The sequence below is a fragment of the Loktanella sp. IMCC34160 genome (assembly GCF_004145845.1).
Taxonomy (GTDB): domain Bacteria; phylum Pseudomonadota; class Alphaproteobacteria; order Rhodobacterales; family Rhodobacteraceae; genus SELP01.
This window is the reverse complement of the sequence record NZ_SELP01000002.1, coordinates 1-26,235: the sequence shown is the minus strand read 5'-3', so window position 1 is coordinate 26,235 and position 26,235 is coordinate 1. Positions and strand designations below refer to the sequence as shown.

Sequence of the window (26,235 nt, the reverse complement as noted above, 5' to 3'; positions counted from 1 at the left end):
GTAGGTTTCTTGCAAGTTCGAAAGGCTGTTACCCGGAAGTCGGCCCTACTGCAACGCGGTGCTGTTCACCCCGGCCCGCATTCGGGCGCGGGTGGTGCCGTCGATCACCGGACCCCGCAGCCGCGCCGCCCGTGCCTGCAACGCCCGCAGCCGGGCGGTCAGGCTCGCGGCAAACTCCGGCGTCAGCGGGCTTTGGCCGCTGGTCTGGTCCAGCCCGGCCAGAACCGGACCCAGCGGAATGATCGCCGGATAGGGGGCCCGTTCCGCCGAAGCGACATCGACCCGGTCCAGCGCCGGAAATTCGGCGCAAGCGGCAAGAAGTGCCAATGGTATCAGATACTTGAATTTCATTCGGCGTGACGGCCCCGTGGTTTCGCCCGACGATACAGGCAGCCCGCCCCCTCCCGCAAGGCCCGCCCGGCGCGGCCGCCCCCTTTTCAAATGAACATTCGTTCAGTTACATGGGTGCATGGCACGGAAACGCGGTTCCCATTCTGATATCACAGGCCCCAAGGTGCGCGAGGCCGCCCGGCGGCTGTTCGCCCGTCACGGCTATGCCGCCGTGTCGATGCGCCAGATCGCGGCCGAGGTCGGGGTGCAGGCCGGGGCGCTGTATAACTACACCCCGGACAAGCAAAGCCTGCTGTTCGACCTGATGGAGGACCACCTGTCGGAATTGCTGGCCTCTTTCGATGGCACGGCAGCCCCCACTGCCCCGCCCCCGGCCCGGCTGGACCATTTCGTGCGTCACCATATCGGGTTCCACATGGACCGGGCCGATCAGGTGTTCATCGCCTATATGGAATTGCGCAATCTGGAGCCGGACAATTTCGCCCGGGTCGAAGCGATGCGCCGCGCCTACGAGGACCGGCTGGAGGCCGTTTTGCAGGCCGGCGTCGAAACCGGCGATTTCAGCGTCACCGACCTGCGGGTGACCACCATGGCGGTGATCGCCCTCTTGACCGGGGTGACGAACTGGTATCGCAAGGGCGGCCGTCTTGACCTTGCCGAGATCGAAGAGATCTACCTCAACCTCGTGCGCAAGGCCGTCGCAGCCTGAGAGGCGCATTGCCCGCGCGTCGCCGGCCCGTGGGATGGCGATTGTGCCGGTTGGGCGGCGCGATTTATCGGGTCACCCCGAATGACATTGCCGCGGCTTCCGGACGTCCCCATATCGCCAGCCCGCCGGGACGGGCCGGCGATGCGCGGGCGGCCTTCGGCCTTGTTCCCGCGCCATTGAGGGCCGCGCCCGCTCCGGGCTGGTCGCCCGGTCCATGCCGGTCAGATCACCCCCTCCCTTTTCTTGACCAATCCCGCCTTCCGGACTAGAACAAAAAGAGAACATTAACCGGCGAGGAGACTCATGCACAGCGCCCCTCCCCCTCCGAAAACCGCGACCCAGTTGCTGCGGGGCCGCGCCACGCGCCCCGGACAGACGGACAGGACGGACGAGGCCTCCGTCTCTGCTCCAACCCTGGCCGAGGTCTTTGCCGACAGCCCAATGGACGGGGCGGCGACGGGATTCGTGCTGGCCCGGCTGCGCGCCGATCAGGCCGGGCGCAAGGGCGCGACGGACAAGCCGATCCTCTGGGTGCAGGACCGGGTGACCCGGCGCGACATGGGCCGCCCCTATCTGCACGGGCTGGCGCAGGCCGGACACGACCGGCCGATCCTCTACGCCTGCGTCGGCAAGGCCGCCGATCTTTTGTGGGTGCTGGAACAGGGGGTCGGCTGCCCCGGCCTTGGCGCCGTGATCGGAGAGCTTTGGGGCGATCCGCCCGCGCTGGATTTCACCGCAACGAAACGGCTGGCAATGCGGGCCGAGGCGCATGGCGTGCCCTGCTGGCTGATCCGGCGGGGCGGGCAGGCAAACCTGTCCGCGGCGCGGGAACGCTGGCGGGTCGGATCGCTGCAATCGCTGACCCACCCCGACGACAGCCGCGCGCCCGGCGCGCCCGTCTGGCAGGCCGACCTGTTCCGCGCCCGCTGGCGGCCCCCGGGGCAATGGGTGGCCCGGCCGATGCAGGACGGCGGGCTGCACCTTGACCACGGCATGGAACAGAACGCCGCCCCACCCGAAGAACGGACAGGTTAACGCAGGACACGAACCCGATGAAACACGAGGACAAGCTGCCCGTCCTCTCGCAGACTGCCCAGCAGGCCCCGCAGACGGGCGACAAAACCGCCTTTGACGAGGCGCTGTCCGTGCTGCGCGGGGCGCTGGAGGCGGACCTGCGCCAACTGCCCCGGCAGGACAGCCCCGCCGCGCGCCCCGCCTGGCGGGCCGGGGGTGATCCCGGCAAGGCCCGCGCCGACCGGGCCGGGGCCGCCACCCCCGCCCAGCGCGAAGGCCGGGACCGGGACGAACGCAATCCGCTGGGGCGGCGGATCACCGCGATCCACCTGCCCCGCTTCGCCATGGAACGCTGGCAGAAATGGGCCGCCGGGCGCAACGATGCCCCGCCCGATGACCTGCCCGTCGCGCTGGCCGTGGAAGGGCCGCACGGGCCGGTGATCCATGCCACCAACCGGCCCGCTGAACAGGCCGGGGTGCACCGGGGCGCGCGGGTGGTGGACATGCGCGCGCTCTGCCCCGAACTGCGGGTCGATTACGCCGATCTCGCCGGGGACCGGGCCGCGCTGGAGCGGCTGATGCTCTGGGCGCGGCGCTGGTGCCCCTGGACGGCGGTGGACGGCGATGACGGGCTGGTTCTGGACACCACCGGATCGGATCACCTGATGGGCGGCGAGGCGGCGATGCTGCGCGGGATGGAGGAGGAGCTGTCGCGGCTGGGGCTTAGCGCCGCGCTGGCGGTGGCGCCCACCCATGGGGCGGCCTGGGCGCTGGCGCGGTTCGGCCGCGTGCGCGAGGTCTGCGCCCCGGACCGGCTGGCCCTGCGGATGGGGCCGATGCCGGTCCGGGCGCTGCGGCTGCGGGGCGATGCGGTGCAACTCCTCAACCGGCTGGGGCTGAAAACCGTGGGCGACCTTGCCGCCGTGCCCCGGCTGTCGCTGGCGCGGCGGTTCAACCGCGCAGAGCTGCCCGACAATCCCCTGTTGCGGCTGGACCAGATGATGGGACGGCTGGCCGAACCGGTCAGCCCGCCCGAAGAGCCGCCCCGCTTTGCCGTGCAATCGCGGCTGGCCGATCCCGTGGCCGATCCCTCGGACTGGGTGCCGGGGCTGTGCGACGAATTATGCGGCGGGCTGGCGGCGGCGGGCATGGGCGCGCGGCAGGTCCGGCTGACGGTCTACCGCACGGATGGAGAGGTCTCCTCGGTCAGCCTGCGGCTGGCGCAGGCCAGCCGGGACGGGGCGCATATGGCGCGGCTGTTCGACGGGCGGCTCGACCGGATCGACCCCGGCTTCGGCTTTGACCTGATCACGCTCGAGGCCGGGCTGACCGAACCGGTGGACCGGGTGCAAACCCGGATCGAGGGCGGCAGCGACGACGGGACCGAAGTGGCGCGGCTGATGGACCGGATCGGCGCGCGGCTGGGGCCGGGCACGCTGCGGTCTCCGGCGCTGTCGCACAGCCATATCCCCGAACGGGCCGAACGCTGGCCTCATGCCCCCGCCGGGCGGGCCGCCGCCACCGCCCCCGCCGGGCCGGACCGGCCGCTGCACCTGTTCGACACGCCCGAGGAAATCCGGGTGCTCTACGCCGTGCCCGAAGGGCCGCCCGCGCAGTTCGTCTGGCGCCGGGTGCCGCGCCGGGTGGCGCGGTTTTCCGGACCCGAACGGATCGCCCCGGAATGGTGGGCCGACAGCCCCGGCACCCGGCTGCGGGACTACTACAAGGTCGAAAGCGACCATGGGCTGCGGCTGTGGATCTACCGGGACGGGGTGTTGGGGGACCAGCGGGGGCACATGCCACAATGGTTCGTGCACGGGGTGTTCCGATGACCTACGAAGAGGGGGATATCCACCACAGGCACGCAACCGCCCGGGGGGGCGGGGAACACGCCCGCCGTGGGGCCCCCGGCGGCAAGGAAAGGCAGGGGGCTCTGCCCCCTCTTCGCTGCGCGAATTCACCCCCGGGATATTTATTGACCCAAAGAAGCAAGGAACCATTAACCTTAATGGGCCATGAAGAAGGTGCGGAACAGGCGGGGACGCCGATGGCCGCACCCGGAGAAGGCCCCCCGGCAGCGTTGAACCGTCCGGGGGGCTGGACCTGTCCCCTGTCTTCTTTGGGTTACAAATATCCCGGGGGGAGGCCGCGCAAGCGGACGGGGGGCAGCGCCCCCCTGCCCGGCCCGCCGACCTGCGCCATCCCGACCGCTGCGCACCAAGTCACCATGGGTTTCAACCCATGGCCCGCCGGCGGGGGCCGTCATGCCGGAAAATGACCATGCGATCCCCCGCCGCACCCTGCCCGAGGATGGCAACTTCCCCCCCAACCCGCGCGCGCCCTTTGTCGAACTGGGACTGGCCACCTGTTTTTCCTTCCTGCGCGGCGCCTCGGACGCGGTGGACATCGCGCAGGAGGCCTGGGCGCAGGGCTATGACACGATCGGCTGCGCCGACCTGAACACGCTGGCCGGGGTGGTGCGCCTGTGGTCCGAGGCCCGCAAGGCCAGCCTGCGCCCGCTGACCGGCTGCCGCCTGCGGCTTCTGGGGGGCGAGGAGTTTCTGACCTATCCCACCGACCGGGAGGCCTATGGCCGCCTGTCCCGCCTGCTGACCAAGGGCAAGCGGCACGATCCTGACGGCACGTGGCAGGCCAAGGGGGTCTGCGACCTGACGCTGAATGATCTGGCCGCCCATGCCGAGGGGCTGATCCTGATCGCGGTCCCGCCCGAGGATCTGGAGGGGTTCGCCCGCGCCCTGCCCCGGCTGATCCGCCGCCTGCCGACCCTGTCCCATATCGCCGCCGCCCACCGGTTCCGGGGCGACGACCGGGCCCGGATCACCCGGCTGGACCGGCTGGCCACCCGCCACGGGTTGGCCCTGCTGGCCACGGGCGATGTCCTGTATCACGCGCCCGACCGCCGCCCGCTTCAGGACGTGATGACCTGCATCCGGGAAAAGACCACGCTGGCCCGCGCGGGCCGCCTGTTGGAACCCAACGCCGAACGCCACCTGCGCCCCCCGTCCGAGATGGTCCGCCTGTTCGCCGAATGGCCCCACGCGATCCGCGCCAGCCGCGAAATCGCCGACCGGATCACCTTTGACCTGTCCGACCTGTCCTATGAATACCCGCGCGAGGTGACGCCGCCGGACATGACCCCGCAAGCCTATCTGGAGCAGCTCACATGGGCGGGCGCGGCAGAGCGTTACCCGGAAGGCATCCCCCTGCCCACGCGCGCGGTTCTGAAAAAGGAACTGGCGATGATCGAGAAACTCGACATCGCCCGCTATTTCCTGACCATCCATGACATCATCCGCTATGCCCGGCACGAGGCGACCCCGCCGATCCTGTGCCAGGGGCGCGGATCGGCGGCCAATTCCGCCGTCTGCTTTGTTCTTGGGATCACCGCCGTGGACCCGGCCCAGCACCAGCTTTTGTTCGAACGCTTCATCAGCGAGGAACGGAAAGAGCCGCCCGACATCGACGTGGATTTCGAACACGAACGGCGCGAGGAGGTGATCCAGCACATCTACCAGAAATACGGGCGCGACCGGGCGGGGCTCTGCGCCACGGTGATCCATTACCGCCCCCGCTCGGCGATCCGCGAGGTGGGCAAGGTCATGGGCCTGTCCGAGGATGTGACCGGGGCGCTGGCGAAAACCGTCTGGGGCAGCTGGGGCACCACCGTCGATGAAAGCCACGCGAAAGAGGCGGGCGTGGACCTGTCCGACCGGACCCTGCGCCGCACCCTGATCGTCGCCCGCCAGTTGATCGGGATGCCCCGGCATCTGGGCCAGCATGTCGGCGGCTTTATCCTGACCGAACGCCCGCTGACCGAAACCGTGCCCATCGGCAACGGGGCCATGGTCGACCGGTCCTTCATCGAATGGGACAAGGACGACATCGACGCGCTGGGGATCCTCAAGGTCGATATTCTGGCACTGGGGATGCTGACCTGCATCCGCAAGGTGTTCGATCTGCTAAAGGCCCATTACCACCGCCCGCTGACGCTGGCCGATACCCCGCGCGAAGACCCGCGCGTCTATGACATGCTGTGCAAGGGTGACAGCGTGGGCGTGTTTCAGGTGGAAAGCCGGGCCCAGATCAACATGCTGCCCCGGTTGCGTCCGCGCGAATTTTACGACCTTGTGATCGAGGTCGCCATCGTCCGCCCCGGCCCGATCCAGGGCGATATGGTCCATCCCTACCTGCGCCGCCGGAATGGCGAAGAGGCGGTCGAATACCCCTCGCCCGCGCCGCCGCACGACCCGCTGGAACTGAAAAACATCCTGGGCCGCACCCTTGGTGTGCCGATCTTTCAGGAACAGGCGATGAAGATCGCCATCGACGCGGCCAAGTTTTCCCCGGCCGAGGCGAACGAGCTGCGCAAGGCCATGGCGACATTTCGGTCCAAGGGCACCATCGGTCTGTTGGAAGACAAGATGGTCGGCCGCATGGTCGCCCGTGGCTATGACCCCGACTTTGCCCACCGCTGCTTTGATCAGATCAAGGGCTTTGGCGAATACGGGTTTCCCGAAAGCCACGCCGCCAGTTTCGCCCATCTGGTCTATGTCTCAAGTTGGCTGAAACGGCATTACCCGGCGGCCTTTGCCTGTGCCCTTCTCAATTCCCAGCCGATGGGCTTCTACGCCCCGGCCCAGATCGTCCGCGACGCGCAGGACCACGGGGTCGAGGTGCGCGCGCCGGATGTGAATTATTCCGACTGGGACAACACGCTGGAACCCATCGCCGACCGATACGACACCACCCCGCGCCGGGCTGGCGGGCCGCCCCGGTTTGCCCTGCGGTTGGGGCTGCGTCAGATCGGCGGGTTCCGGGAAGAGGCCGCCGCCCGGCTGATCGCCGCCCGCGACGCGCCCTATCGCGACGTGAAGGATCTGCAGGAACGGGGCCGCCTGTCCGCCGCCCATATCCGCCGGCTGGCCGAGGCCGACGCGATGCGGTCCCTGTTCATCGACCGCCGTCAGGCCCTGTGGGAGGCGAAGGCCCTGCGCGATGCCCCCGACCTGCCCCTGTTCCGCACCTCCCGCGATGAAGGGGACGAGGTGCCCGTCCCCCTGCCCGTCATGCCGGTCTGCGAACAGGTGGTTGCCGATTACCAGACCCTGCGCCTGTCCCTGAAGGCGCACCCGATGTCCTTTCTGCGTCAAAGCATGCGCAAGCAGGGGTTCATCGACATCGCCGCGCTGAAATCCACCCAGAACTGGCAAAAGGTGCGCATGGCCGGGCTGGTCCTGATCCGGCAGCGCCCCGGCACCGCCAAGGGCGTCTGTTTCATCACCATCGAGGACGAGGTGGGCGTCGCCAACCTTGTGGTCTGGCCCAAGGTGATGGAGGTCTATCGCAAGGTGGTGATGCAATCGCGCCTGCTGATGATCGAAGGCTATGTGCAGCGCGATGCCGAGATCATCCATGTCATCGCCCAGCATCTGGAAGACCGGACCGATGCGCTGATGCGGCTGGCCCCGGAAGGGATCGCGCCGCCCCTGTCCCATGCCGACGAGGTGGTCAAACCGATCCCCGGCCCGACCCACCGGCACCCACGCAACGCAAGGATCATCCCCAAAAGCCGGGATTTCCACTAGGTCATCGCCGGGTTGCGCAGCGGCCCGGCACACGCCCGCCCCCAAGGCGGGCGTGTTCCACGCCCACCCGGACGGGCGCGTGCCTGCCCCTTGTGTGAAATCGGCTAAGGCCCCGGTGGCAGGTCCAACAGCGCGTCGGCCTGCGCCTGCGTCTGGTTCAGCGCCCCGGTCAGTGCCTCGGTCAGGTCGGCCAGCTCCGCCTCAGATCGCTTGCGCGGCACCTCGTGGTCCCAGCGGGTAAACACCGCCGCCCCGCGCCCGAACAGACGGGGAAACAGCATCCGGTCCCAACTGTTCAGCCGCCGCTGCCGCGTGGTCGAAAAGGCAAAGGTGAAGACCGGCGCGCCGCTGATCCGCGCCCATTCCAGCGGTGGCGCCTTCAGCACCCGCGCCGGGCCCGTCGGGCCGTCGGCAGTCAGGGCGATACCGTGGCCGTCCTTCAACTGGCGCATGATCGCCTTGGACGTGGCCCGGTTCGACGCCGCCGCGGACATCGCCAGCGACAGGAATCCGAACCGCTGCTGCACCGCGCCCGACACCCGGCCCATAGGCGACGGATCGCGCAGGGTGACCAACCGCGCGCCCGTGGGTTTCACGATCGCCGGGGCCAGCAGGATACGCGAATGCCACATGACCAGAACCACCGGACCCGACCGGGCCGCCTGTTCAAAGGCATCCCGCCCTTCGATCTGCCAGGACATGCTGCGAAACGACAGGCGCAGGTATCCCGCCAGCCCGCGGGCAATCAGCCCGGCCAGCAGGTCGGAATTCTCGATCCGGCGACGAAGTCCCATGCGCCAAGCCCCGTTGAACACTCGGCCAAACCTATGCGGGTCACCCGAAGCCAAGTCAACCAAGGCCAATTGACAAGCCCCCCGCCCCGTGGCCACTTCTGCCGCAAGCAAAGGGGACGTGGATGCAGGACTTTGACCTTGTGGTGGTAGGCGCCGGGATCGTCGGCACGGCCTCGGCCCTATGGGCGCGCAAGCGGGGGTTGTCGGTGCTTTTGTGCGACCCGAACCCGCCCGGATCGGGCACCAGTTTCGGCAATGCCTGCACGCTGGCGACCTATGCGGTGATGCCGGTCAACAACCCGTCCATCCTGCGCAACCTGCCGAAACTGATGTTCGGATCGGACAGCCCGTTGTCGGTCGACTACCTGCACGCGATGCGCAACCCCCTGTGGATGCTGTCCTTTCTGGCCAATTGCCGCCCCGCCCGCGCCGATCATATCGCCCGGCAACTGGCGGATATCATGGGCCATGCCGATGCCGGGCTGAACCCCTTGATCGCCGAGGCCGGGGCCGAAGACCTGATCCACAATCGCGGGCAATTGTCCGTCTGGTCCACCCGTGCGGCTGCAGAAGGCGACCGCGCCGGGCTGGAGTTCCGCAAGGCACAGGGCATTCCATTTCGCGAAATCGGACCGGCAGAAGCGCTGGCCCTCGAACCCGGCCTGAAACAGCCGATCCATTCAGCAGTGCACTACCACGCCGCCCGGTCCATCGAAGACCCACAGGAGCTGATCACCCGGATGCACCGCAGGTTCCTTGCGCTTGGCGGGCAGTGGAAACAGGCCGCCGTCACCGAAACACGGGCCTACACGGGCGGCGTCGAAGTGACCTGCGGCGAGGATCGGATTGATGCCGCCCATGTGGTGATCACCGCCGGGGCCCATTCGAAATCGGTGCGCGGGTCGGGGGCCGAACATCTGCCGCTGGGGACCGAACGGGGCTATCACCTGATCTTTGGTGGGGAGAAGCACCGGGTCACCCGCCCCGTCGGCTGGGCCGAAGGCGGGTTCTACGCGGTGCCCATGGCACAGGGGCTGCGCCTTGCCGGAACGGTTGAAATCGCATCCCTGCGCAAGCGGGTCAATCAGGGTCGGCTCGCCTATATCGCCCGTAAAGGGGCCGAAATGCTTGGCCCCCTGCCCGAACCGACCAGCCATTGGCTGGGCTACCGGCCGACCATGCCCGATAGCCTGCCGGTGATTGGCCGCGCGCCGCACAGCGACAGGATCATCCATGCTTTCGGGCATCAGCACCTTGGGCTGACCCTTGGAGGGATCACCGGGCGGATCGTCGCGGACCTTGCCGAAGGTCGGCAGCCGAACCTGCCCATCGCAGGTTTTGCCCCCGACCGCCGCTACGCCTGACCCAACGAAAGGACGCACCATGCAAGACCGGACACTGGGCCAGAACGGGCCAACGATCCCCGCCATCGGACTGGGCTGCATGAGCTTTGCCGGGGCCTTCGGCACGGCGCGGGACGAGGACAGCTTTCGCTGTCTGGACGCCGCCGTCGATGCCGGGATCACCTTTCTGGACACGGCCAATATCTATGGCGCGGGCCGGTCAGAAGAGGTTCTGGGCCGCTGGCTGAAATCTACGGGCACGCAGGTCACGCTGGCCACCAAAGGCGGCATCACCCGCGACCCGGCCCGGCCTACCAACAACGACCCCGCCTATCTGCGGGCTGAACTGGAGGGATCGCTGGCGCGACTGGGGGTGGACCGGGTGGACCTCTATTACGTCCACCGGCGTGATCCTTCGGTGCCGCTGGAGGACACGATCGGCGGGCTGGCCGACCTTGTGGCGGAGGGCAAGATCGGCGGCTATGGATTGTCCGAGGTGGCCCCGCACACGATCCGCGCCGCCCATGCCATCCACCCCTGCCTTGCAGTGCAAAGCGAATATTCGCTTTGGACCCGGCTGCCGGAACTGGGCGTGCTTCAGACTTGCGAGGCGCTGGGGATCAGCCTTGTCGCCTTTGCACCGCTGGCGCGGGGCATGTTCGGGCGGGTCGCGCCGGATCCGGCGACCATGGGCGAAAACGACCTGCGTCGCGACATTCCCCGGTTTTCGCCCGCAAACTACCCTGCCAACCTTGCCCATATCCAGCGGTTCCGCACCCTTGCCGAAGAGATGGGACAGACCCCGTCGGCGCTGGCGCTGGCCTGGCTCTTGTCGCGCAGCGACCGGGTGATCCCGATCCCCGGCACACGGACCGCCGAACACCTGTCAGACTGGGCCGATGCGGATACGATCCATCTCTCGGCCGAAGACATTGCCCGGATCGAATCCGTCCTGCCCGCGGGCTTTGCCCACGGTGACCGATATTCGGAAGGCCAATGGAAGTCGGTCGAACGCTACTGCTGACCCGCGCCTATTCCGCGGGCAGGGTAAAGGGCGGCAGCCGGTCCAGCGCCGCCTTCAGCGCGTCGCCCCACCCCTCCGAGATCGACAGAAGATAGGGATCATCCGCGTCGATCCGGCCTCGGGTTTCGACCGCAAGGCTGTCGGTGCTGTAGATATGGAAATCGAACGGCGCGCCCACCGAAAGATTGGCCTTTACCGTCGAATCGAAGCTGACCAGCAAAAGGCGCATCGCCTCTTCAAAGCCCATGGCGGGATTGTAGGCCCGGACAAGGATCGGACGGCCATACTTCGTCTCGCCGATCTGGAAGAACGGGGTGTCGGGGCTGGCCTCGATGAAATTGCCTTCGGGGTAGATCAGGAACAGGCGCGGCGGCCCGCCCGCGATCTGCCCGCCAAGGATCAGGGTCGCCCCAAAAGAGCTTGCTGCTTCCTGCCCGCCCTCGCGGTGCTGGCTGATCACCTCGCGCAGGGTCGCGGCAACCAGCCGCGCCGCCTGAAACATCGACGGGGCGGCCAGCAGGGAAGGCTGTCGATCCTCGGGCGTCTTGGTGCGTTCGTCCAGCAGGCTGACAACGGCCTGCGTGGTGGCAAGATTGCCAGAGGACAGAAGGGTAATGACCCTGTCGCCCGGCTCTTCCCAGACCGTCATCTTGCGAAAGCTGGAGATATTGTCGATGCCGGCGTTCGTGCGGGTGTCGGACATGAACACAAGGCCCGCGTCCAGCATCATTCCAACGCAATATGTCATCCGGCCCTCACTGCTGTGCCACGTCGATCCGCACCTCGAGCACCTCGCCCGCGCCGCCGACCCGTGTGCCAGATACCGGCGCGGCATCGGAATAGTCCAGCCCCGTTGCGACCCGGACATAGCGGGTATCAGGGGAAATGCCGTTTGACACGTCGAACCCGACCCAGCCCAGCCCCTCGACATGGGCTTCGGCCCAGGCGTGCATCGCGTCCTGCGTGGTCCGGTCGTCCAGCATCAGATAGCCCGACACATACCGTGCGGGGATGCCAAGGCGGCGGGCGCAGGCAAGAAAGGCGTGGGCATGGTCCTGACAAACGCCGCGCCCGGCGGCGATCGCCTCTTCTGCGCCCCAGCTGGATTCAGAAGCGCCGATCTCATAGGCGATCCTGTCACGAATCCGTTCGGACAGCTCATGCAGGGCGGGAAGCGGCTGGTCTGCGTCCATGCCGCGCAGCAGGTCCCGGACGCCCGGCCCGGCCTCGGTCCGGTCGGTGGACCGCAGGTAGAGCCACAGCGGCGCCGGCCCCCGGTGCGGCCCGACAACGCCGTGTGTTTCGGTCAAGTCCACTGTCCCATCCGACACGATGTCCAGTTCGACAACCCCGCGGTCCATGCTGACCAGTTCGACGGTGTTGTTGTGATGGTCTTCGAACGACAACTCCTTGCGCCCGCCCTGCACATTGGTCTGCCAGTCGACAACCGTTTGCTGGGCGGTCGATTTTGGCGTCTTGCGCACTTGCTGCAAGGCAAAGGTCACCGGTTCGGCAAAGCGATAGCGGGTCGTGTGATGGATGGTCAGACGCATGGGGTCACTCATAGAACCTGAAGTCGATTTCGATTTGCCGCGACACCTTTGACAGGCTGTCCAGCACATCCTGGATGAATTCGTGCAGCCCGTAGTCGAAGATCGCAGCGACGTCGTGCGACAGGTAGCGGCTTTCCAAATCGGCAACGAGCCGCTGCGCCGGGCAGCGCTGCGGCTGGCCGGAATTGAGGTATCCGAGGTTGGTTTTCAGTTTGTTGACGCAGAAGGCAAGGCTGCGCGGCATCCGTTTGTCGAGGATCAGGAAATGCGTGATTTCCTGCGGCCCGCCGGTGGCCCCGTATTCCATGCGGAACCCGCCCCGCGCCGACACCGACCGCAGGATGCTTTCCCACTGGACGTTGTCGATCGAGGTGCCGACCGACCGGACCGAGGGAAGCAGGACGTAGTATTTCACGTCAAGAATGCGGGCGGTGTTGTCGGCCCGTTCCAGAAAGGTGCCAAGGCGCAGGAAATCATAGATTTCATTGCGCAGCATTGTCCCGTGGGTCATGCCCCGCACCAGTGCCGCGTTCTGCCGGATCAGCCGCATGACATGGGGCATGTCCCGTTCCGAAACCTTGCGGGCCAGCAGGGTCTTGCTGTCCATATAGGTGGCGTTGATCGCCTCCCACAGTTCGCCCGTGATCGCGGTGCGCACAAGCCGCGCGTTCTGGCGGGCCGAATGGATACAGGACTGAATCGACGACGGATTTTCGCGGGCGCGCAACATCCAGTTGATCGCCGCCTCCTTCGTCACCGTGCCGTTTTCCGCCAGAAAGGCCCCCAGCGACCCGGCGGATTCCAGCACCGAAGTCCATTCCTCTTCGCTATTGCCCAGGCGGGTCAGCCCGATCCGCTGCCCGGTTTCGATCAGCCGCGCGATATTCTCCGCCCGCTCAAGATAGCGGGACATCCAGAACAGCCCGTTTGCAGTTTTCCCCAGCATGGCCATCAGTCCTCCAGCACCCAGGTGTCCTTGGTCCCGCCCCCTTGCGAGGAATTGACCACGAGCGACCCCTTCTTCAGGGCCACGCGGGTCAACCCGCCGGGGGTGACATGCACCTTGCCGGGGCTGACAAGGACGAAGGGCCGCAGGTCCACGTGGCGGGGGGTCAGCCCCGCGCGGGAAAAGATAGGCACGGTGGACAGCGACAGCGTCGGTTGGGCGATGTAGTTTCCCGGCCGCGCCTGAAGTTTCTTGCGGAAGGTCGCGATATCCTTCTTCGTCGCGGTCGGGCCGATCAGCATCCCATAGCCGCCCGACCCGTGCACCTCTTTCACGACGAGATCTTCTAGATTGTCGAGGACATAGGCCAGCGCGTCCGGTTCCGAACAGCGCCACGTCTGGACGTTCGGCAGCAGCGGCTGCTCTCCGGTGTAGAATTCCACGATCTCGGGCATGTAGCTGTAGATCGCCTTGTCGTCGGCAATGCCGGTGCCCGGCGCGTTGGCGATGGTGATCCCCCCGGCCCGGTAGACATCCATGATCCCCGGAACGCCCAACATGCTTTCGGGATCGAAATTCAGCGGATCAAGGAAATCGTCGTCGACCCGGCGATACAGCACGTCAATCGCCTTGTAGCCACGGGTGGTGCGCATGGCGACCCGCCCGTCAACGACCCGCAGATCGTGCCCTTCGACCAGTTCCACGCCCATCTGGTCGGCAAGGAAGGCATGTTCGTAATAGGCCGAATTGTAGATCCCGGGCGTCAGCACCGCGACCACCGGATCCGCCGCCGCACAGGCGGGCGCGCAGGCCGACAGGGACCGGCGCAGATCCACCGGATAGTTCTGCACCGACTGCACGCGGTTCTGCGAGAACAGTTCTGGGAACATCTGCAGCATGGTTTCCCGGTTTTCCAGCATATAGCTCACCCCGGACGGGGTGCGGGCGTTGTCCTCGAGCACGAAAAACTCGCCCGGACCAGTACGCACAAGGTCGATGCCCACGATATGGGTATAGACACCACCCGGCGGCTCCACCCCGATCATCTGCGGCAGGAAGGCCTCGTTCCGGCTGATCATCTCTTCGGGGATGCGCCCGGCCTTCACGATCTCCTGCTTGTGGTAGATGTCGTGCAGAAATGCGTTGATTGCCCGGACCCGCTGTTCGATCCCACGCGACAACCGGTACCATTCCGCGCCGGAAATGATGCGCGGGATGATGTCGAAGGGGATCAGCCGCTCCTCGGCATCGGCCTTGCCATAGACGTTGAATGTAATGCCGGTAAGGCGAAACAGGTCTTCCGCCTCGCGCTGCTTGGCCCGCAGCCGGGCCGGGTCTTCCTGATCCAGCCAACCGTGAAACGTACGATAGGGGTCGCGCAGGGCGTTGTCGCTGCCCCACATCTCGTCGAATAGTGCCGCGTCGGTCATCAGGTCTTCCCCAGTCCTTCGTAATCATGGCCAGACATCTCCCTCACGCTACAGACAAAATCCCGCATGTGGAAAGGCAATTGCGCCACGGACGCGCCCGCCTTTCAGGCAGTCGGCCCGGTCGCGCACAAAAATCAGGCAGATATCGGCGATGCAGCCTGCAAGGCTGGCCGTTTGATGCCGTCGCGCGCCAGACCGCGCTTTGCCACATCAGACAAAGCAAAGGGCCCGCCCCGATCGGGCAGGCCCTTTGCTGAAATGGTGCCCCCAGAGAGACTCGAACTCCCGACCCACTGATTACAAATCAGTTGCTCTACCAGCTGAGCTATAGGGGCACTCGGGCACGGATTTACGCGGGCGGCGCGGCCCTTGCAACCCTGTTTCAGCGGTTCGCGCGCGCCAAAAGACCGACCGCGATCAGCCCCACCGCCACGATCATCAGCGCGGCGGTCGACGCCTCGGTGATATTTTCAAGGCTGGCCTTTTCATGCACCCGCGTCGCCAGCGTGTCGTAGTTGAAGGGGCGCAGCAGCAGGGTCGCGGGCAGTTCCTTGACGCAATCCACGAAGACCAGAAGCAGGGTCGACCCGATCGAGGCACGGATCAGCGGCACGTAGACCCGGCGCAAGGCGCCCCCCGCTGTTTGCCCCAGCGACCGCGCGGCCATTGGCAGGGACGGTGACACCCGGCCCAGCGCCGCATCCGCCGCCCCCTGCGCAATCGCAAAGAACCGCACCACATAGGCGACGACCAGCGCCGCCGCGCTGCCGGTCAGGATCAGGCCGGGGTCCCAGCCCGTCGCGCCCCAGATCGCATCGGCCACCCGGTTGTCCAAGGCCGCCAGCGGCACCAGAATGCCCAAGCCCAGAACCGCCCCCGGCGCGGCATAGCCGATCGCCGTGACAGGCATCAGAAGCCGCGGCAGGCGATAGCCCGACAGCCGGACCCCATAGACCATGAAGACCCCGCCAAGCACCGTCAGAAAGGCGGCAATGCCGCCCACCGCAACCGTGTGCCACAGCGCCCGCACCAGCCCCGGCGCGGCCCAGTCCGAGGCGTCGAACGCATGGCTCAGAAGCACACCCACCGGCAACAGGAACCCCGCCGTGAAAGGCAGCAGGCAGGCCAGCGTCGCCGCCCAGCCCGCCAGCCCCGGCAAGGGCGTGGCCGTGACCGGGCGCATCCCGCGCGCCGACCCGTAGACCCTGCTTTTGCGGCGGCTGATCTTTTCCAGCGTCACCAGAATGACCACCAGCCCAAGCACGACCGTCGCCAGTTGCGCCGCACCGCCAAGGTTGCCGCCCTGAAGCCAGACGGTGAAAATGCCCGTCGTCAGCGTCTGGACCGCGAAATAATCGACCGTGCCGAAGTCATTGACCGTTTCCATCATCACCACGGCCACACCGGCGGCGATGGCCGGGCGCGCCAGCGGCAGGCCGACACGAAGAAGCCGCCCAAGGGGACCGACACCCAACGCGCGGGCGACCTCGAACCCGGCGCCGCTTTGTTCGCGGAACGCCGCGCGGGCAAGGATGTAGACGTAGGGGTACAGCGAGGCGGCAAGCACGATGATCGCCGCCGTCCGGGTCCGGATCGCGGGGAACCAGTAGTCCTGCGCATTGCCCCAACCGAAGGCCGTCCGAAGCGCGGTTTGCACCGGCCCCGCATATTCAAGGAAATCCACCAGGGCAAAGGCCCCGACATAGGCTGGAACCGCCAACGGAAGCAAAAGCGCCCATTGAATCCAGCCCACTCCGGGAAAGCGGTACATCGTCACCAGCCAGGCCGCCCCGGTGCCGATGGCCGCCGTAAGCAGCCCAACCCCGAACATCAGGATCGCCGTATTGCCCAGATAGCGTGGCAGGGTCGTGCGCATCAGGTGCGGCCAGATATTGTCGGTCGGCGTCGCGGCGAACCAAAGAACCGCCACGATCGGCAGCAGGACAAGAACGGCGATCACAATCGCCCCGACCGACCAGGGATCGGTGCGGAACCGGCGCGGCGTGAATATCTGACCAGTTTGCTCGGACATATGGCTCGGTTATCGGAAACCGGTTTCACTGTCCAGAAATGACGTTATACTGCCCAAAACGAAAACCGGAACACGAACGACGGGCAGGTCGGGAAATGCAGATCGTCTACCATATCGGGGCTAATTGCACCGATGAGGAGCGGCTCCTCAAATCCCTTTTGAAGAACGCGCAGTCCTTCACCGATCAGGGAATCAAGGTTCCCGGGCCGGGGAAATACCGCCGCCTGATCCGCGAAACGATTCAGAACCTTGATGGGGCACAGCCCGCGCCCGACACGCGTGATATCCTGTTGGATGCGATCCTGGACGACGAACAGGCCAACCGGGTGGTGATGAGCCACGACCGGTTCATCTGCTTTCCGCACCGGGTGTTTGAAGAGGGGCAGTTCTACGGTCTTGCCGAACAAAAGGTCACCGGCCTGTCCGACCTGTTTCCGCAGGACGATCTGGAATTGTTCATCGGCATCCGCAATCCGGCCACCTTTGTTCCGGCGGTCTTTCGGGACTGCGACAACCGCAACGACTTTGCCCAGTTTCTGGGGGGGATCGCGTTGGATGACATTCGTTGGTCCAGCCTGATCGCCCGGATCCGGGCCGCTGTCCCGCGCGCGTCGGTCACGGTCTGGTGCAACGAAGACACGCCGCTGATCTGGGCGCAGCTGCTGCGCGAATTGTCGGGCATCGACCCGCTGACCCCGATCAAGGGTGGGTTCGACCTGATCCAGTCGATCATGACCGACGAAGGCATGAGCCGGTTTCTGGCCTACATCAAGGGCCATCCGCCAAAGTCCGAATTGCAGAAACGGCGGATCATCTCGGCCTTCCTCGACAAATTCGCCAAGGATGACGAGGTGGAAGAGGAATACGACCTGCCCGGCTGGACCGAAGAGGTGATGGACCAGCTGACCGAGCTTTACGACGACGACGTCCACGAAATCGCCCGGATGCCGGGGGTCAATTTCATCGCGCCCTGACCGGCATCAAATGATTGGGCTGAAAATGCAAAAGGGCGCCAGCGGCGCCCTTTGTCGTTCTGGCCCAAGGCCGGGTCACATGCCCAGCGCGGCCTTGTACATTTCCAGCATCGCCTCTTCCTCGGCCAGATCATCGGGTTCGCGCTTGCGCAGCGCAATCACCTTGCGCATGACCTTGGTGTCATAGCCCCGGCCCTTGGCCTCGGCCATCACCTCTTTCTGGGCATCGGCGATGTCTTTCTTTTCGGCTTCAAGCCGTTCGAAGCGCTCGATGAACTGGCGCAGTTCTGCGCCATAGACGCCGCCGCTGGATTCGTTTTCGGACATTGGGCCCCCGGACCTGATCGGAAGTTGCATTCAAGGCCCCTTCCCTAGCCCGCCGCGCCCGGTCCTGCAAGCCCGCTTGCCCTTGCCTGTCGGGGGCGATGGGTCTAGGCAGTCGGCGGAAATTGAAACGACGGGAACGGGCAAGATGGAACTACTGGTTTGGATCGGCGCAGGCATTTCTGTCATCGGCCTGATCGGCATTGTCTGGAGCATTTTCGCCGTGGCCCGTGCCCGCAAAGCCGGGCTGGACGACGATGCCCTGCGCGCGCGGATGTCGCGCATCCTGCCGATCAACATCGGCGCGCTGCTCTTGTCGATCCTTGGGCTTCTTCTGGTTCTGGTCGGGGTCATCCTGACCTGAGCGACCAAGGTTAGACGGTCGGCAGCGCCTCGAACCCGGCGGCGTATTTGACGGCCTCACCGACCAGCGCGGGCGCCTCCCAGATGCGGCTTTCCTTGGCCCAATGGGCCATGTCCCGTTTCAATCCCAGCAACCCGAACTGCACCGAAGTGCGCATCGGCCCGCCGCGCCAGCGCGGGTAGGACATGCCGTGGACGGCGATGGCGTCGATGTCTGACGCGCGGGCGACAACGCCCGCCTCGACCATCCGGCACCCTTCGGCCATCAGCGCGGCAACGACCCGCCGCTGCACCGCGTCATGCCCCCGTGACGACGCGCCACCCGCAACCCGATGCCCGAACGGCACCTGGGTGAACCCCAGATCCAGCAAAGCGCGGTCAATCGCCTCGGGCGTCACGCCGAGACTTGCCAAATGGTCCACCGCCGCCCGCAAGGCCCGGCGCAGCCGTTCGGCCACCGCCTCGCCCTCCGGATGCAGCGCCCATCCCTTGCCGTCTGCGCGCGACAGAAAGCGCGGGTCGATCCGGCGCTCGGCCCGGAACATGTGGCGCAGGGCATGGGATTGCGGCCCCGACCGGCATTCCTCATGCGCGACCGCCTCGAACTCCATTCCGGCGTCAAATGGCAAGAGGATCGCCGCCTCGACACAGTCGGCAATGCGGCGCGGCGCAAGATAGCGGGACTGTCGCAGCGCGGTCTTGCGTTCCGAGACCAGCCGCAAATAGGCATCCGGGTCGGCAAAGCCGTCGCGCCGGTCCCGGCTGGCCACCACAGGCGCGCCCGATGCCTGCTTGGCCTTCAGGAAATGTACCCCGCCGGACAGGGGTTCCCCCCGCACGATCCCGTCCACCAACCCGGCCTTCTGTGCCGCGCCGGGTTTAATGGATTGCCCGCTCATCAGCATGTTCAGCGCCTGCGCCGCCCCCACGATCCGTGGCAGGCGTTGGGTTCCGCCCGCGCCCGGCACAAGGCCAAGGGTCACATCCGGAAGGCCGATCACCGCCTCGGGGTCGGACAGACGCCAGGTGCAGGACAGTGCAAGTTCCAGACCCGCGCCAAGGGTGCTTCCGGTCAGGACCGCAACGGTTGGAAAGGGCAGCCCCTCGATCTGGTCGCATATTTGACGCAGGGACGGCGGGGTGATGGGGGCATCCAGATCCTGAAGGTCAAGCCCGGCCGAAAACGACCGCCCCGGTGCCCCGATGACCGCGCCCAGAACGCCCGAACGACCGCGCAGGTGATCCAGAATGCCCGCCAGATCCCGTCGCAGGCCAGCGCCAAGCGCATTGACCGGCGGATTGTCCAAGGCAATCACGGCGATCCCGTCATGTATGCGGGATTTCACCAAACCAACCATTCAGACCGCCCCCGGTTTCCCCTAGCTGGCACCATTAGGCAAGAAGGCGCCCCAAGAGGCAAGGGCTACTTGGCCGCCGTGGACCCCGCCCTCTAGACCGGCAGGTTGTCGAACATATCTTCAACCGCTTCATCCACCAGCTTCTGGTCAAGCGCCAGAAGATCAAGCGGGACAGGCGCGCCCGCCGCCTTCAGGGCCGTCAACAGCCGATGCAGGCGCGGTTGCGCGGCCGGACGGCGGGTCGGGCTGCGGGCGATCAGGGCCAAAAGGTCGTCGATCTCGGCCCGGATTTCGGTTGGGTCGGATGAGATGTGTTGCATGATCATCTAGGCCTCGCGGGTTGGGGCGCGGACCGGCCCGCACCCATAGTCCCAGCCTAGGTCGGGCGGCAGTGCACCGCCATGACACAGGTCAAATCACATACGCCCACTCGGCACGAAGGTGTTTCCGGCGGTTCGCGGGTCAGGCTGTTGTACTTGCAGAGCAATGAGGGGGAATATCCGTCCGACCGAGATTGCAGGTGATCCGGTTATTGCTGGCAGGCCGACCAATCCAGCCCGAACCGTGCAAGGTACTTCTTGAGCCGGTCGGCATCGTTTCGGCTGGTCTTCATCGTCCGTGACGCTGCAAAAAGGCGCCGTCCCGCGGCGCTGAGGCTGGAGGATTGGCGACAAATCCGAACGACCGCTGCAAGCTGCACCCTGTCGAATTCGTCAATGCCAAGCGCCTCCGGCCCGATCAGATCGGTCAGCAATTGCATATCCTCGTCGCGCGACGATTCCTGCCAGGTGGATTGAAGCATGGCGATTTCTTCGGCGACCATGGCCTGGGTGATCCGTCCGCGTGGGGCCAGTGTGCAAAGCCGCTGTATCGAGGCCCCGAGATCCCGGAAGTTTCCAAGCCACTGGGTCCCGGGATCTGTCGCAAAGGCGAGATAGGCCGCGTGGGCATCGGCATTGAACGTAACCCGCAGCCCCAGCTTCTTTTCCATCTGGGCCATCTCGCTTGCAATGTTTGGCGCAATATCCTCCGGCCGATCCCTCAGGGCCGGCAAGACAAAGGTCCAAAGGTTGAGCCTCGCATAGAGATCCGCGCGAAACCGGTTTTCGGCCACGAGAGCGGCAAGGTTTCGGCTGGCCCCGGCGATGAGATGAAACCGGCTCGTGACCTCATAATCCGACCCAAGGGGAAAGTATTTCCCGGTCTCGATCGCATGCAGGATCATCGCCTGCTCATCGAGGCCAAGTTCGTCGATCTCATCGAGGAACAGCACCCCGCCGTCCGCCTCCTGCAGAAGACCGCGCCGGTCCGCCGCCGCGCCCGGGATCGCCTGCCGCCTGTGGCCGAACAGCGTGGACATGGCCCGTTCCCCCTTCAGGGTCGAGCAATTCACATGCACCAGCCGACCCTTGATGCGGCGGCGCTGCAGTTTCAACTCGTACAACCGACCGGCAAGGTCGGATTTCCCCGACCCCGTCGGCCCCACCAGAAGTAGCGGCGCGTCAGAATTGGACGTGACCACTTCCATCCGGTCGATCATGGCGTTGAAGGCGGCGTTCCGGGTGTCGATCCCCCCCTTGAGAAGAGTGTTGTATTCCTTGGTAATGAGGTCAAAGCGCTGCTGCAGCGCGTTGTACTTGGACAGGTCCAAATCAACGATCTGCAAGGACCCCGGACCGTCGTCATCCCCCCGGGGCGGGCCGGTCTGAACCAGTTTCGCGGGGATATGCCGTGCCTCGGTCAGCAGGAACCAGCAAATCTGTGCGACATGGGTGCCGGTCGTCAGATGCACGAAGTAGTCTTCGCGATCATCGTCGAACCCGTAATCGCGGGCAAAATCGAACATCGCGCCGTACATTTCCTCGAAATCCCAGGGGTCCGCGATTTCCATCTGATGCAAGAGCACTTCGGTTTCGGGGTTTCTGCGCTCTACCTCGGCCTTGATCTTGTTCGCCAGACCGCTCCACCGACGGCCATGGATGAGTTCGAGCCGATCAATCGGAAAGTCGGGGTGGTCATTGATCTGAACAGAAGGCCGCCAGCGACGGCGCTTTCCTGCATCCAGATTCGTGCCCAGAAACCCTATGACGACGCTCTTTTTCATGACCCTATATTACAGGATAATATACTATATGAAATAATATAGTTGCGGACGGGGATCCGCCCGGTAACGCCGATTTATACCATTAAATCAATAGGTTATAAGGAAAGCAGATTTATCTTCGCTGGATGCGTCTTTTGTCCGAAAACAGCCTCACCAAACGAAGAAGGACGAAAGCAATGGCAAACAAATCCGTGTTTGCATCGATCAAAGGCCGGTTCTTGTCCAAGGCGGACACGACCAATCTGGCGCAAGCGCCGGCCTACGCCTATTCCGATGCCCATGCCTTGGCCCAGCTGTCGATGACCGGGACCTTTGGCGCAACATTCTATCAGGACCCGCTGCAGGAGCTTGCGAAGGTGCTGGCAGCCGCAAACGCGGTCGACCCGACCTTTCTGGCAAAGACCGCCGTCTACACGCGCAAGTCCGGTAACATGAAGGACATGCCCGCGCTGCTGTTGGCGGTGCTGGCGGGCCGGGATCCGGTTCTGTTCCGGCAGGTCTTTGGGCAGGTTGTCGATAACGGCAAGATGCTTCGGACCTTCGTGCAGATCATGCGGTCGGGCCAGACCGGGCGGAAATCGCTCGGTTCGGCACCCAAGCGGATGGTTGCAAACTGGCTGATCGAAGCGTCCGACAAGGCGCTTTTGCAGGCCGCCGTGGGCAACGATCCGTCGCTGGCGGATGTGGTCAAGTTGGTGCACCCGAAACCGGGCAACCCGGCGCGTGAGGCGCTGTTTGCCTGGATCATCGGCAAGCCGTGTGATGTCGCGTTGCTGCCGGACGCCGTGCAGGATTTCCTGCGGTTCAAAGAGGCGGGCACGGGCCCTGTGCCCGATGTTCCGTTCCAGATGCTGACGCAGTTGCCTTTGTCCACGAAACAATGGGCAGAGATCGCTGAAAACGCATCCTGGCAGATGACCCGCATGAACCTGAACACGTTTCTGCGGCACGGGGTTCTGGCCCTGCCCGAGATGCGCCGGATGATCGCGGCGCGTCTGCGGGATCCGGCACTGATCGCCAAGGCGCGGGTCTTCCCGTACCAGCTGATGACGGCCTATCAGGCCATGTCGGCGGAGATGCCTGAAGAGATCAGGGATGCGCTGCACGACGCGATGGAGCTTGCGGTACGCAATGTGCCGGAACTTCCGGGTCGGGTTGTCGTCTGTCCGGATGTCTCGGGCTCCATGTCTGGTCCGGTGACCGGCTACCGCAAGGGGGCCACCACCGCGACGCGGTTCGTGGATGTGGCCGGTCTGGTCGCGGCGGCCGTGCTTCGGCGCAACCCGTCCGCACTGGTCCTGCCGTTCGAGGTGGAGGTCCGGGAAATGCGGCTGGAACCCCGCGACACGATCCTGACAAACGCCGGGCGTTTGGCGGAAAAGTGGGGCGGCGGGACCAACTGCGCGGCACCGTTGGAATGGCTGCTGGCACGGCGCAAGCCGGTCGATCTGGTGGTCATGGTTTCGGACAACCAGTCCTGGGCACACAATGCCCATGGCGGGTCCGGGACGGCGATGATGCACGCCTGGGAAAAGCTGAAGCAGCGGAACCCGGGGGCCAGGCTGGTCTGCATCGATATCGCCCCCTACGGGACGGCACAGGCGAAAGAACGCGACGACGTGTTGAACGTCGGCGGGTTCTCGGACGCGGTCTTTGACCAGATCGCCGCCTATGCAGGCGGCAGGATGGGTCCGGATCACTGGGTCGGCGAGATCGAAAAGATCGCCATCTGAAAAAAGGGGTCGGGCAGATTTGCCCGGCCCGCACAGAAAAAAAACGCAAAGGACATCACCCCGGCGGATGCTGGTGGAACTCCCTGGTAGAGCGCCGGTCGCAGGATCGGAGGTCGCGGGTTCGATCCCCGCCACGGTTCACGCCGTGTAGCTTAGACAACATGTTTCACCAAAACTTGTCGCCGGGATCGCAGAAAAACTTGGCGAATGCCGAAGGAACTACATTGCTCCCCATGGGATCATCCGAGACGGTTCGACTCCTCTCCTTGCAGGCGCCCAGACGGCAAACTGCCCATGCAAATGGGCGGGGGCGGGACCCCAACTGTTTCTTCACCCTTGTCGCCAAACCCCAAGACTCTGGCAAATGCCGGCGGAACTACAGTGTCGCGGGTTCGATTCCCGTCCCTGATTTCACTTCTCAGGGCAGCTCAGTTGGTCGAGCAAGTTCGTTTCGCCAAACCCTTGTTGCCAGACCCAACACGAACCGGAGGAATGCCGGCGGGACTACATCTTCCAAATGTATGCGTCTCGCCAAGCCCTTGTCCTCCCCCATCCCGGATGTCGCAGGTTCAACCGCCGGCATCCACGCCAGAATTGGAAGGTAGCTCAGCTGGCAGAGCAACGGTTTTTGGTACCGCAGGTCGCAGGTTCGATCCCTGCCCTTCCAGCCAGACGACAGGAGGGACGGCAGGCTCGTCCCTGGCCAGAGCAGGCGTCGTGACGGATTGTTATCCTGCACGGCCCTTGTTCCGGTCTCCGTGCAAGTTGAAAGTATGAATGATGACACAGATTGAAATCACGAGTGACACACTGAAAGCGTGGGGCCATATTCCCGGCCGGGATTTTGGCCGCCTTCTTGAAATCGCGCAGGCCGCAGAGGCCGCGGGCATCGGTCACGACCAGATCCGCGCCAAGCTTGATGCCATGAAGCCGCCGCCCGCGCTGACGCTGCAACATGCGGCGGACGTGCCGTTGCATTTCAACATCGAAGCCAGCGACGACGCTGACGAGGTCAAGAACCTTCAGGATGTGCGCAAGACAATGGAGATCGTGGTGCGGACCCCGACGGTGGTCTCGGCCGCGGTGATGCCCGATGCCTGCCCCGCAGGACCCGAGGGCACGATCCCCGTTGGCGGCGTCGTTGCCACGCGCAATGCGATTCACCCGGGGATGCACTCGGCCGACATTTGCTGTTCCGTCATGATGACGGATCTGGGCGAGATCGACCCCAAGACGGTCTTGGACGCAGCCGAAAAGGTCACGCACTTCGGCCCCGGCGGGCGGCGCAACGGTCAGCGGTTCACCATGTCGCAGGCGCTGATGGACGACTTCCGCGCGAACCGGTTTCTGAGCAACCCCAAGATCTTGCGGATGGCGGTCGAACACCTCGGCACGCAGGGCGATGGCAACCACTTCCTGTTCGTGGGCCGGTCCCGCAACACGGGACGCACGGCCATGGTCACGCACCATGGATCGCGCGGGCCGGGCGCGGTGCTTTACAAACTGGGGATGGAGGTCGCCGAGAGATACCGCAAGCGGCTGTCACCCGAGACGTTGAAGCAGAACGCCTGGATCCCTGCCGACACCGAGGATGGGCAGGCCTATTGGGACGCGTTGCAGCTGATCCGCAAGTGGACCAAGGCAAACCACAACGCCATCCATCAGGCCACGGTCGAGTTCTCGGGTGCCCAGCCGAAGGACCGGTTCTGGAACGAACACAACTTCGTCTTCAAACGGGACGATCTGTTCTACCACGGCAAGGGGGCCACACCGGGCTGGGACGACTATGCCGCGGACGCAACGGGCCTGACCCTGATTCCGCTCAACATGGCACAGCCTGTGCTGGTGGTGCGGGGGAAGGACGCGGGGCATTCGCTTGGCTTCTCGCCGCATGGGGCCGGCCGGAACTTTTCCCGGACCGAACACAGGCGGCGTCTGGGCGAGACAACAGCCCAACAGGCGCTGGAGGCGGAGACAAAGGGCCTAGATGTCCGCTTTCCGGCGGGCGGGATTGACGCGTCAGAATTGCCGTCGTCCTACAAGAACGCCGACAATGTGGTTCGTCAGATCGGAAAGTTCGGACTGGCGGAAATCGTCGACTACATTGACCCCTACGGCTGCATGATGGCAGGCGATGTACCGCCGTTCTGGCTGGAAAAGAAAAGAAAGGGGCGGCGCAGATAGTCTGCGTCGTCCCATGCTAGCGCCCACGTTCCAGCCGGTGCGGCGCTAGCAGCGCAGAGCTGCCGTGGACCAAGTCGGGAGGTGGCTGCAATCCGGCCGTCAAACCGGCCATTCGCTGCGATCGCGAACATGTGTGGCGTCGAATTCTCCCAAGAGGCAATCGCCTTGGCTGCCGCCGCCAAACTGACTGTGCCGCGCCCACGTCACACCGGGTGCGGCATTTTGCGTTCCTACGCGTTTGACCGTGGTGTGGCGGTTCGCCGTCAGGCCGAATTCATTCTGCGTGTGCGGCATTTCCGTCTTGCTTTGTGGGGGTGTACCGTTACGTTCGCCCTTGGATTGAGTTGTTTGAGGGTATTGAGCGGTGAACACGGCATTTCGTCAGGAGACCCG

Annotated in this window: 22 protein-coding genes and 2 tRNA genes; 12 read left to right on the top strand and 12 right to left on the bottom strand. The window is 65.2% G+C overall.

All coding sequences use genetic code 11. From position 1 onward, the window contains the following. Positions 1-45: 45 nt before the first annotated feature. Positions 46-351 carry a hypothetical protein gene (locus tag EU803_RS04490; protein WP_129680236.1) on the bottom strand — a complete coding sequence of 102 codons (306 nt, stop codon included), beginning with the start codon at positions 349-351 and terminating at the stop codon, positions 46-48. Between the two features lie 118 nt (positions 352-469). Between EU803_RS04490 and EU803_RS04485 the strand changes: the two genes are divergently transcribed. From EU803_RS04485 to EU803_RS04470, 4 genes are all read left to right on the top strand, one after another. Next, positions 470-1,060, top strand: a complete 591-nt coding sequence (locus EU803_RS04485) for a TetR/AcrR family transcriptional regulator (protein WP_129680234.1) — start codon at positions 470-472, stop codon at positions 1,058-1,060. 303 nt (positions 1,061-1,363) lie between these two features. Beyond that, on the top strand, positions 1,364-2,095 hold the full coding sequence (locus tag EU803_RS04480) for a hypothetical protein (RefSeq protein ID WP_129680232.1): 732 nt from the start codon (positions 1,364-1,366) through the stop codon (positions 2,093-2,095). Between the two features lie 17 nt (positions 2,096-2,112). Beyond that, entirely contained in the window at positions 2,113-3,906 is a 1,794-nt protein-coding gene (locus EU803_RS04475) for a DNA polymerase Y family protein (RefSeq protein WP_129680230.1), read from the top strand. Between the two features lie 432 nt (positions 3,907-4,338). Next, on the top strand, positions 4,339-7,680 hold the full coding sequence (locus tag EU803_RS04470; RefSeq protein ID WP_129680228.1) for an error-prone DNA polymerase: 3,342 nt from the start codon (positions 4,339-4,341) through the stop codon (positions 7,678-7,680). Between the two features lie 104 nt (positions 7,681-7,784). On the opposite strand, the gene EU803_RS04465 is transcribed toward EU803_RS04470, so the two are convergent. Beyond that, complete coding sequence (locus EU803_RS04465) at positions 7,785-8,474, bottom strand: DUF374 domain-containing protein (RefSeq protein WP_129680226.1); 690 nt, start codon at positions 8,472-8,474, stop codon at positions 7,785-7,787. A 122-nt stretch (positions 8,475-8,596) separates the two neighbouring features. On the opposite strand from EU803_RS04465, the gene EU803_RS04460 reads away from it, so the two are divergent. Continuing rightward, positions 8,597-9,838 carry an FAD-dependent oxidoreductase gene (locus EU803_RS04460; RefSeq protein ID WP_129680224.1) on the top strand — a complete coding sequence of 414 codons (1,242 nt, stop codon included), beginning with the start codon at positions 8,597-8,599 and terminating at the stop codon, positions 9,836-9,838. 19 nt (positions 9,839-9,857) lie between these two features. Then, a complete protein-coding gene (locus EU803_RS04455; protein WP_129680222.1) occupies positions 9,858-10,841 on the top strand; it encodes an aldo/keto reductase in 984 nt (327 codons plus the stop codon). Positions 10,842-10,848: 7 nt separating this feature from the next. On the opposite strand, the gene EU803_RS04450 is transcribed toward EU803_RS04455, so the two are convergent. From EU803_RS04450 to EU803_RS04425, 6 genes are all read right to left on the bottom strand, one after another. Further along, positions 10,849-11,589 (bottom strand): proteasome-type protease, encoded by a 741-nt coding sequence (locus tag EU803_RS04450; RefSeq protein WP_129680220.1) that lies wholly within the window; start codon positions 11,587-11,589, stop codon positions 10,849-10,851. Between the two features lie 7 nt (positions 11,590-11,596). Beyond that, positions 11,597-12,394, bottom strand: coding sequence for a transglutaminase family protein (locus EU803_RS04445; RefSeq protein WP_129680218.1), 798 nt, complete (start codon positions 12,392-12,394; stop codon positions 11,597-11,599). A 4-nt stretch (positions 12,395-12,398) separates the two neighbouring features. After that, positions 12,399-13,340, bottom strand: a complete 942-nt coding sequence (locus EU803_RS04440) for an alpha-E domain-containing protein (protein ID WP_129680216.1) — start codon at positions 13,338-13,340, stop codon at positions 12,399-12,401. A gap of 5 nt (positions 13,341-13,345) precedes the next feature. Then, positions 13,346-14,770: a circularly permuted type 2 ATP-grasp protein gene (locus EU803_RS04435; protein WP_129680214.1), complete on the bottom strand. Its 1,425-nt coding sequence runs from the start codon at positions 14,768-14,770 to the stop codon at positions 13,346-13,348. A gap of 259 nt (positions 14,771-15,029) precedes the next feature. Continuing rightward, positions 15,030-15,105, bottom strand: a tRNA-Thr gene (locus EU803_RS04430). Between the two features lie 47 nt (positions 15,106-15,152). Then, positions 15,153-16,802 (bottom strand): iron ABC transporter permease, encoded by a 1,650-nt coding sequence (locus tag EU803_RS04425; RefSeq protein WP_129680212.1) that lies wholly within the window; start codon positions 16,800-16,802, stop codon positions 15,153-15,155. Between the two features lie 95 nt (positions 16,803-16,897). Here EU803_RS04425 and EU803_RS04420 point away from each other — a divergent pair, with 95 nt between their 5' ends. Next, on the top strand, positions 16,898-17,776 hold the full coding sequence (locus tag EU803_RS04420; RefSeq protein ID WP_129680210.1) for a hypothetical protein: 879 nt from the start codon (positions 16,898-16,900) through the stop codon (positions 17,774-17,776). A gap of 75 nt (positions 17,777-17,851) precedes the next feature. On the opposite strand, the gene EU803_RS04415 is transcribed toward EU803_RS04420, so the two are convergent. Continuing rightward, entirely contained in the window at positions 17,852-18,103 is a 252-nt protein-coding gene (locus tag EU803_RS04415; protein ID WP_129680208.1) for a DUF2312 domain-containing protein, read from the bottom strand. A 145-nt stretch (positions 18,104-18,248) separates the two neighbouring features. On the opposite strand from EU803_RS04415, the gene EU803_RS04410 reads away from it, so the two are divergent. Then, positions 18,249-18,464, top strand: coding sequence for a hypothetical protein (locus EU803_RS04410; protein WP_129680206.1), 216 nt, complete (start codon positions 18,249-18,251; stop codon positions 18,462-18,464). A 10-nt stretch (positions 18,465-18,474) separates the two neighbouring features. Here EU803_RS04410 and EU803_RS04405 read toward each other — a convergent pair whose 3' ends face one another. The 3 genes from EU803_RS04405 to rtcR form a co-directional block, all read right to left on the bottom strand. Next, positions 18,475-19,809 carry an enoyl-CoA hydratase-related protein gene (locus tag EU803_RS04405; RefSeq protein WP_207209167.1) on the bottom strand — a complete coding sequence of 445 codons (1,335 nt, stop codon included), beginning with the start codon at positions 19,807-19,809 and terminating at the stop codon, positions 18,475-18,477. 104 nt (positions 19,810-19,913) lie between these two features. Beyond that, positions 19,914-20,141, bottom strand: a complete 228-nt coding sequence (locus EU803_RS04400; protein WP_129680201.1) for a hypothetical protein — start codon at positions 20,139-20,141, stop codon at positions 19,914-19,916. Positions 20,142-20,350: 209 nt separating this feature from the next. Next, positions 20,351-21,925, bottom strand: coding sequence for an RNA repair transcriptional activator RtcR (rtcR, locus tag EU803_RS04395; protein ID WP_129680199.1), 1,575 nt, complete (start codon positions 21,923-21,925; stop codon positions 20,351-20,353). Positions 21,926-22,101: 176 nt separating this feature from the next. Here rtcR and EU803_RS04390 point away from each other — a divergent pair, with 176 nt between their 5' ends. The 4 genes from EU803_RS04390 to EU803_RS18705 all read left to right on the top strand — a co-directional run. Then, a complete protein-coding gene (locus tag EU803_RS04390; RefSeq protein WP_129680197.1) occupies positions 22,102-23,658 on the top strand; it encodes a TROVE domain-containing protein in 1,557 nt (518 codons plus the stop codon). 595 nt (positions 23,659-24,253) lie between these two features. Beyond that, positions 24,254-24,329, top strand: a tRNA-Gln gene (locus EU803_RS04385). 109 nt (positions 24,330-24,438) lie between these two features. Beyond that, complete coding sequence (locus EU803_RS04380) at positions 24,439-25,842, top strand: RtcB family protein (protein ID WP_242494279.1); 1,404 nt, start codon at positions 24,439-24,441, stop codon at positions 25,840-25,842. A gap of 81 nt (positions 25,843-25,923) precedes the next feature. Further along, positions 25,924-26,235 (top strand): hypothetical protein (locus EU803_RS18705; RefSeq protein ID WP_207209166.1); only part of this gene is annotated, 312 nt, incomplete at its 3' end.

What these genes read in the sequence shown, in the direction of transcription:
- EU803_RS04490 (WP_129680236.1), bottom strand. Translation starts at nt 351, where the DNA reads ATGAAATTCAAGTATCTGATACCATTGGCACTTCTTGCCGCTTGCGCC.
- EU803_RS04485 (WP_129680234.1), top strand. Translation starts at nt 470, where the DNA reads ATGGCACGGAAACGCGGTTCCCATTCTGATATCACAGGCCCCAAGGTG.
- EU803_RS04480 (WP_129680232.1), top strand. Translation starts at nt 1,364, where the DNA reads ATGCACAGCGCCCCTCCCCCTCCGAAAACCGCGACCCAGTTGCTGCGG.
- EU803_RS04475 (WP_129680230.1), top strand. Translation starts at nt 2,113, where the DNA reads ATGAAACACGAGGACAAGCTGCCCGTCCTCTCGCAGACTGCCCAGCAG.
- EU803_RS04470 (WP_129680228.1), top strand. Translation starts at nt 4,339, where the DNA reads ATGCCGGAAAATGACCATGCGATCCCCCGCCGCACCCTGCCCGAGGAT.
- EU803_RS04465 (WP_129680226.1), bottom strand. Translation starts at nt 8,474, where the DNA reads ATGGGACTTCGTCGCCGGATCGAGAATTCCGACCTGCTGGCCGGGCTG.
- EU803_RS04460 (WP_129680224.1), top strand. Translation starts at nt 8,597, where the DNA reads ATGCAGGACTTTGACCTTGTGGTGGTAGGCGCCGGGATCGTCGGCACG.
- EU803_RS04455 (WP_129680222.1), top strand. Translation starts at nt 9,858, where the DNA reads ATGCAAGACCGGACACTGGGCCAGAACGGGCCAACGATCCCCGCCATC.
- EU803_RS04450 (WP_129680220.1), bottom strand. Translation starts at nt 11,589, where the DNA reads ATGACATATTGCGTTGGAATGATGCTGGACGCGGGCCTTGTGTTCATG.
- EU803_RS04445 (WP_129680218.1), bottom strand. Translation starts at nt 12,394, where the DNA reads ATGCGTCTGACCATCCATCACACGACCCGCTATCGCTTTGCCGAACCG.
- EU803_RS04440 (WP_129680216.1), bottom strand. Translation starts at nt 13,340, where the DNA reads ATGCTGGGGAAAACTGCAAACGGGCTGTTCTGGATGTCCCGCTATCTT.
- EU803_RS04435 (WP_129680214.1), bottom strand. Translation starts at nt 14,770, where the DNA reads ATGACCGACGCGGCACTATTCGACGAGATGTGGGGCAGCGACAACGCC.
- EU803_RS04425 (WP_129680212.1), bottom strand. Translation starts at nt 16,802, where the DNA reads ATGTCCGAGCAAACTGGTCAGATATTCACGCCGCGCCGGTTCCGCACC.
- EU803_RS04420 (WP_129680210.1), top strand. Translation starts at nt 16,898, where the DNA reads ATGCAGATCGTCTACCATATCGGGGCTAATTGCACCGATGAGGAGCGG.
- EU803_RS04415 (WP_129680208.1), bottom strand. Translation starts at nt 18,103, where the DNA reads ATGTCCGAAAACGAATCCAGCGGCGGCGTCTATGGCGCAGAACTGCGC.
- EU803_RS04410 (WP_129680206.1), top strand. Translation starts at nt 18,249, where the DNA reads ATGGAACTACTGGTTTGGATCGGCGCAGGCATTTCTGTCATCGGCCTG.
- EU803_RS04400 (WP_129680201.1), bottom strand. Translation starts at nt 20,141, where the DNA reads ATGCAACACATCTCATCCGACCCAACCGAAATCCGGGCCGAGATCGAC.
- rtcR (WP_129680199.1), bottom strand. Translation starts at nt 21,925, where the DNA reads ATGAAAAAGAGCGTCGTCATAGGGTTTCTGGGCACGAATCTGGATGCA.
- EU803_RS04390 (WP_129680197.1), top strand. Translation starts at nt 22,102, where the DNA reads ATGGCAAACAAATCCGTGTTTGCATCGATCAAAGGCCGGTTCTTGTCC.
- EU803_RS04380 (WP_242494279.1), top strand. Translation starts at nt 24,439, where the DNA reads ATGACACAGATTGAAATCACGAGTGACACACTGAAAGCGTGGGGCCAT.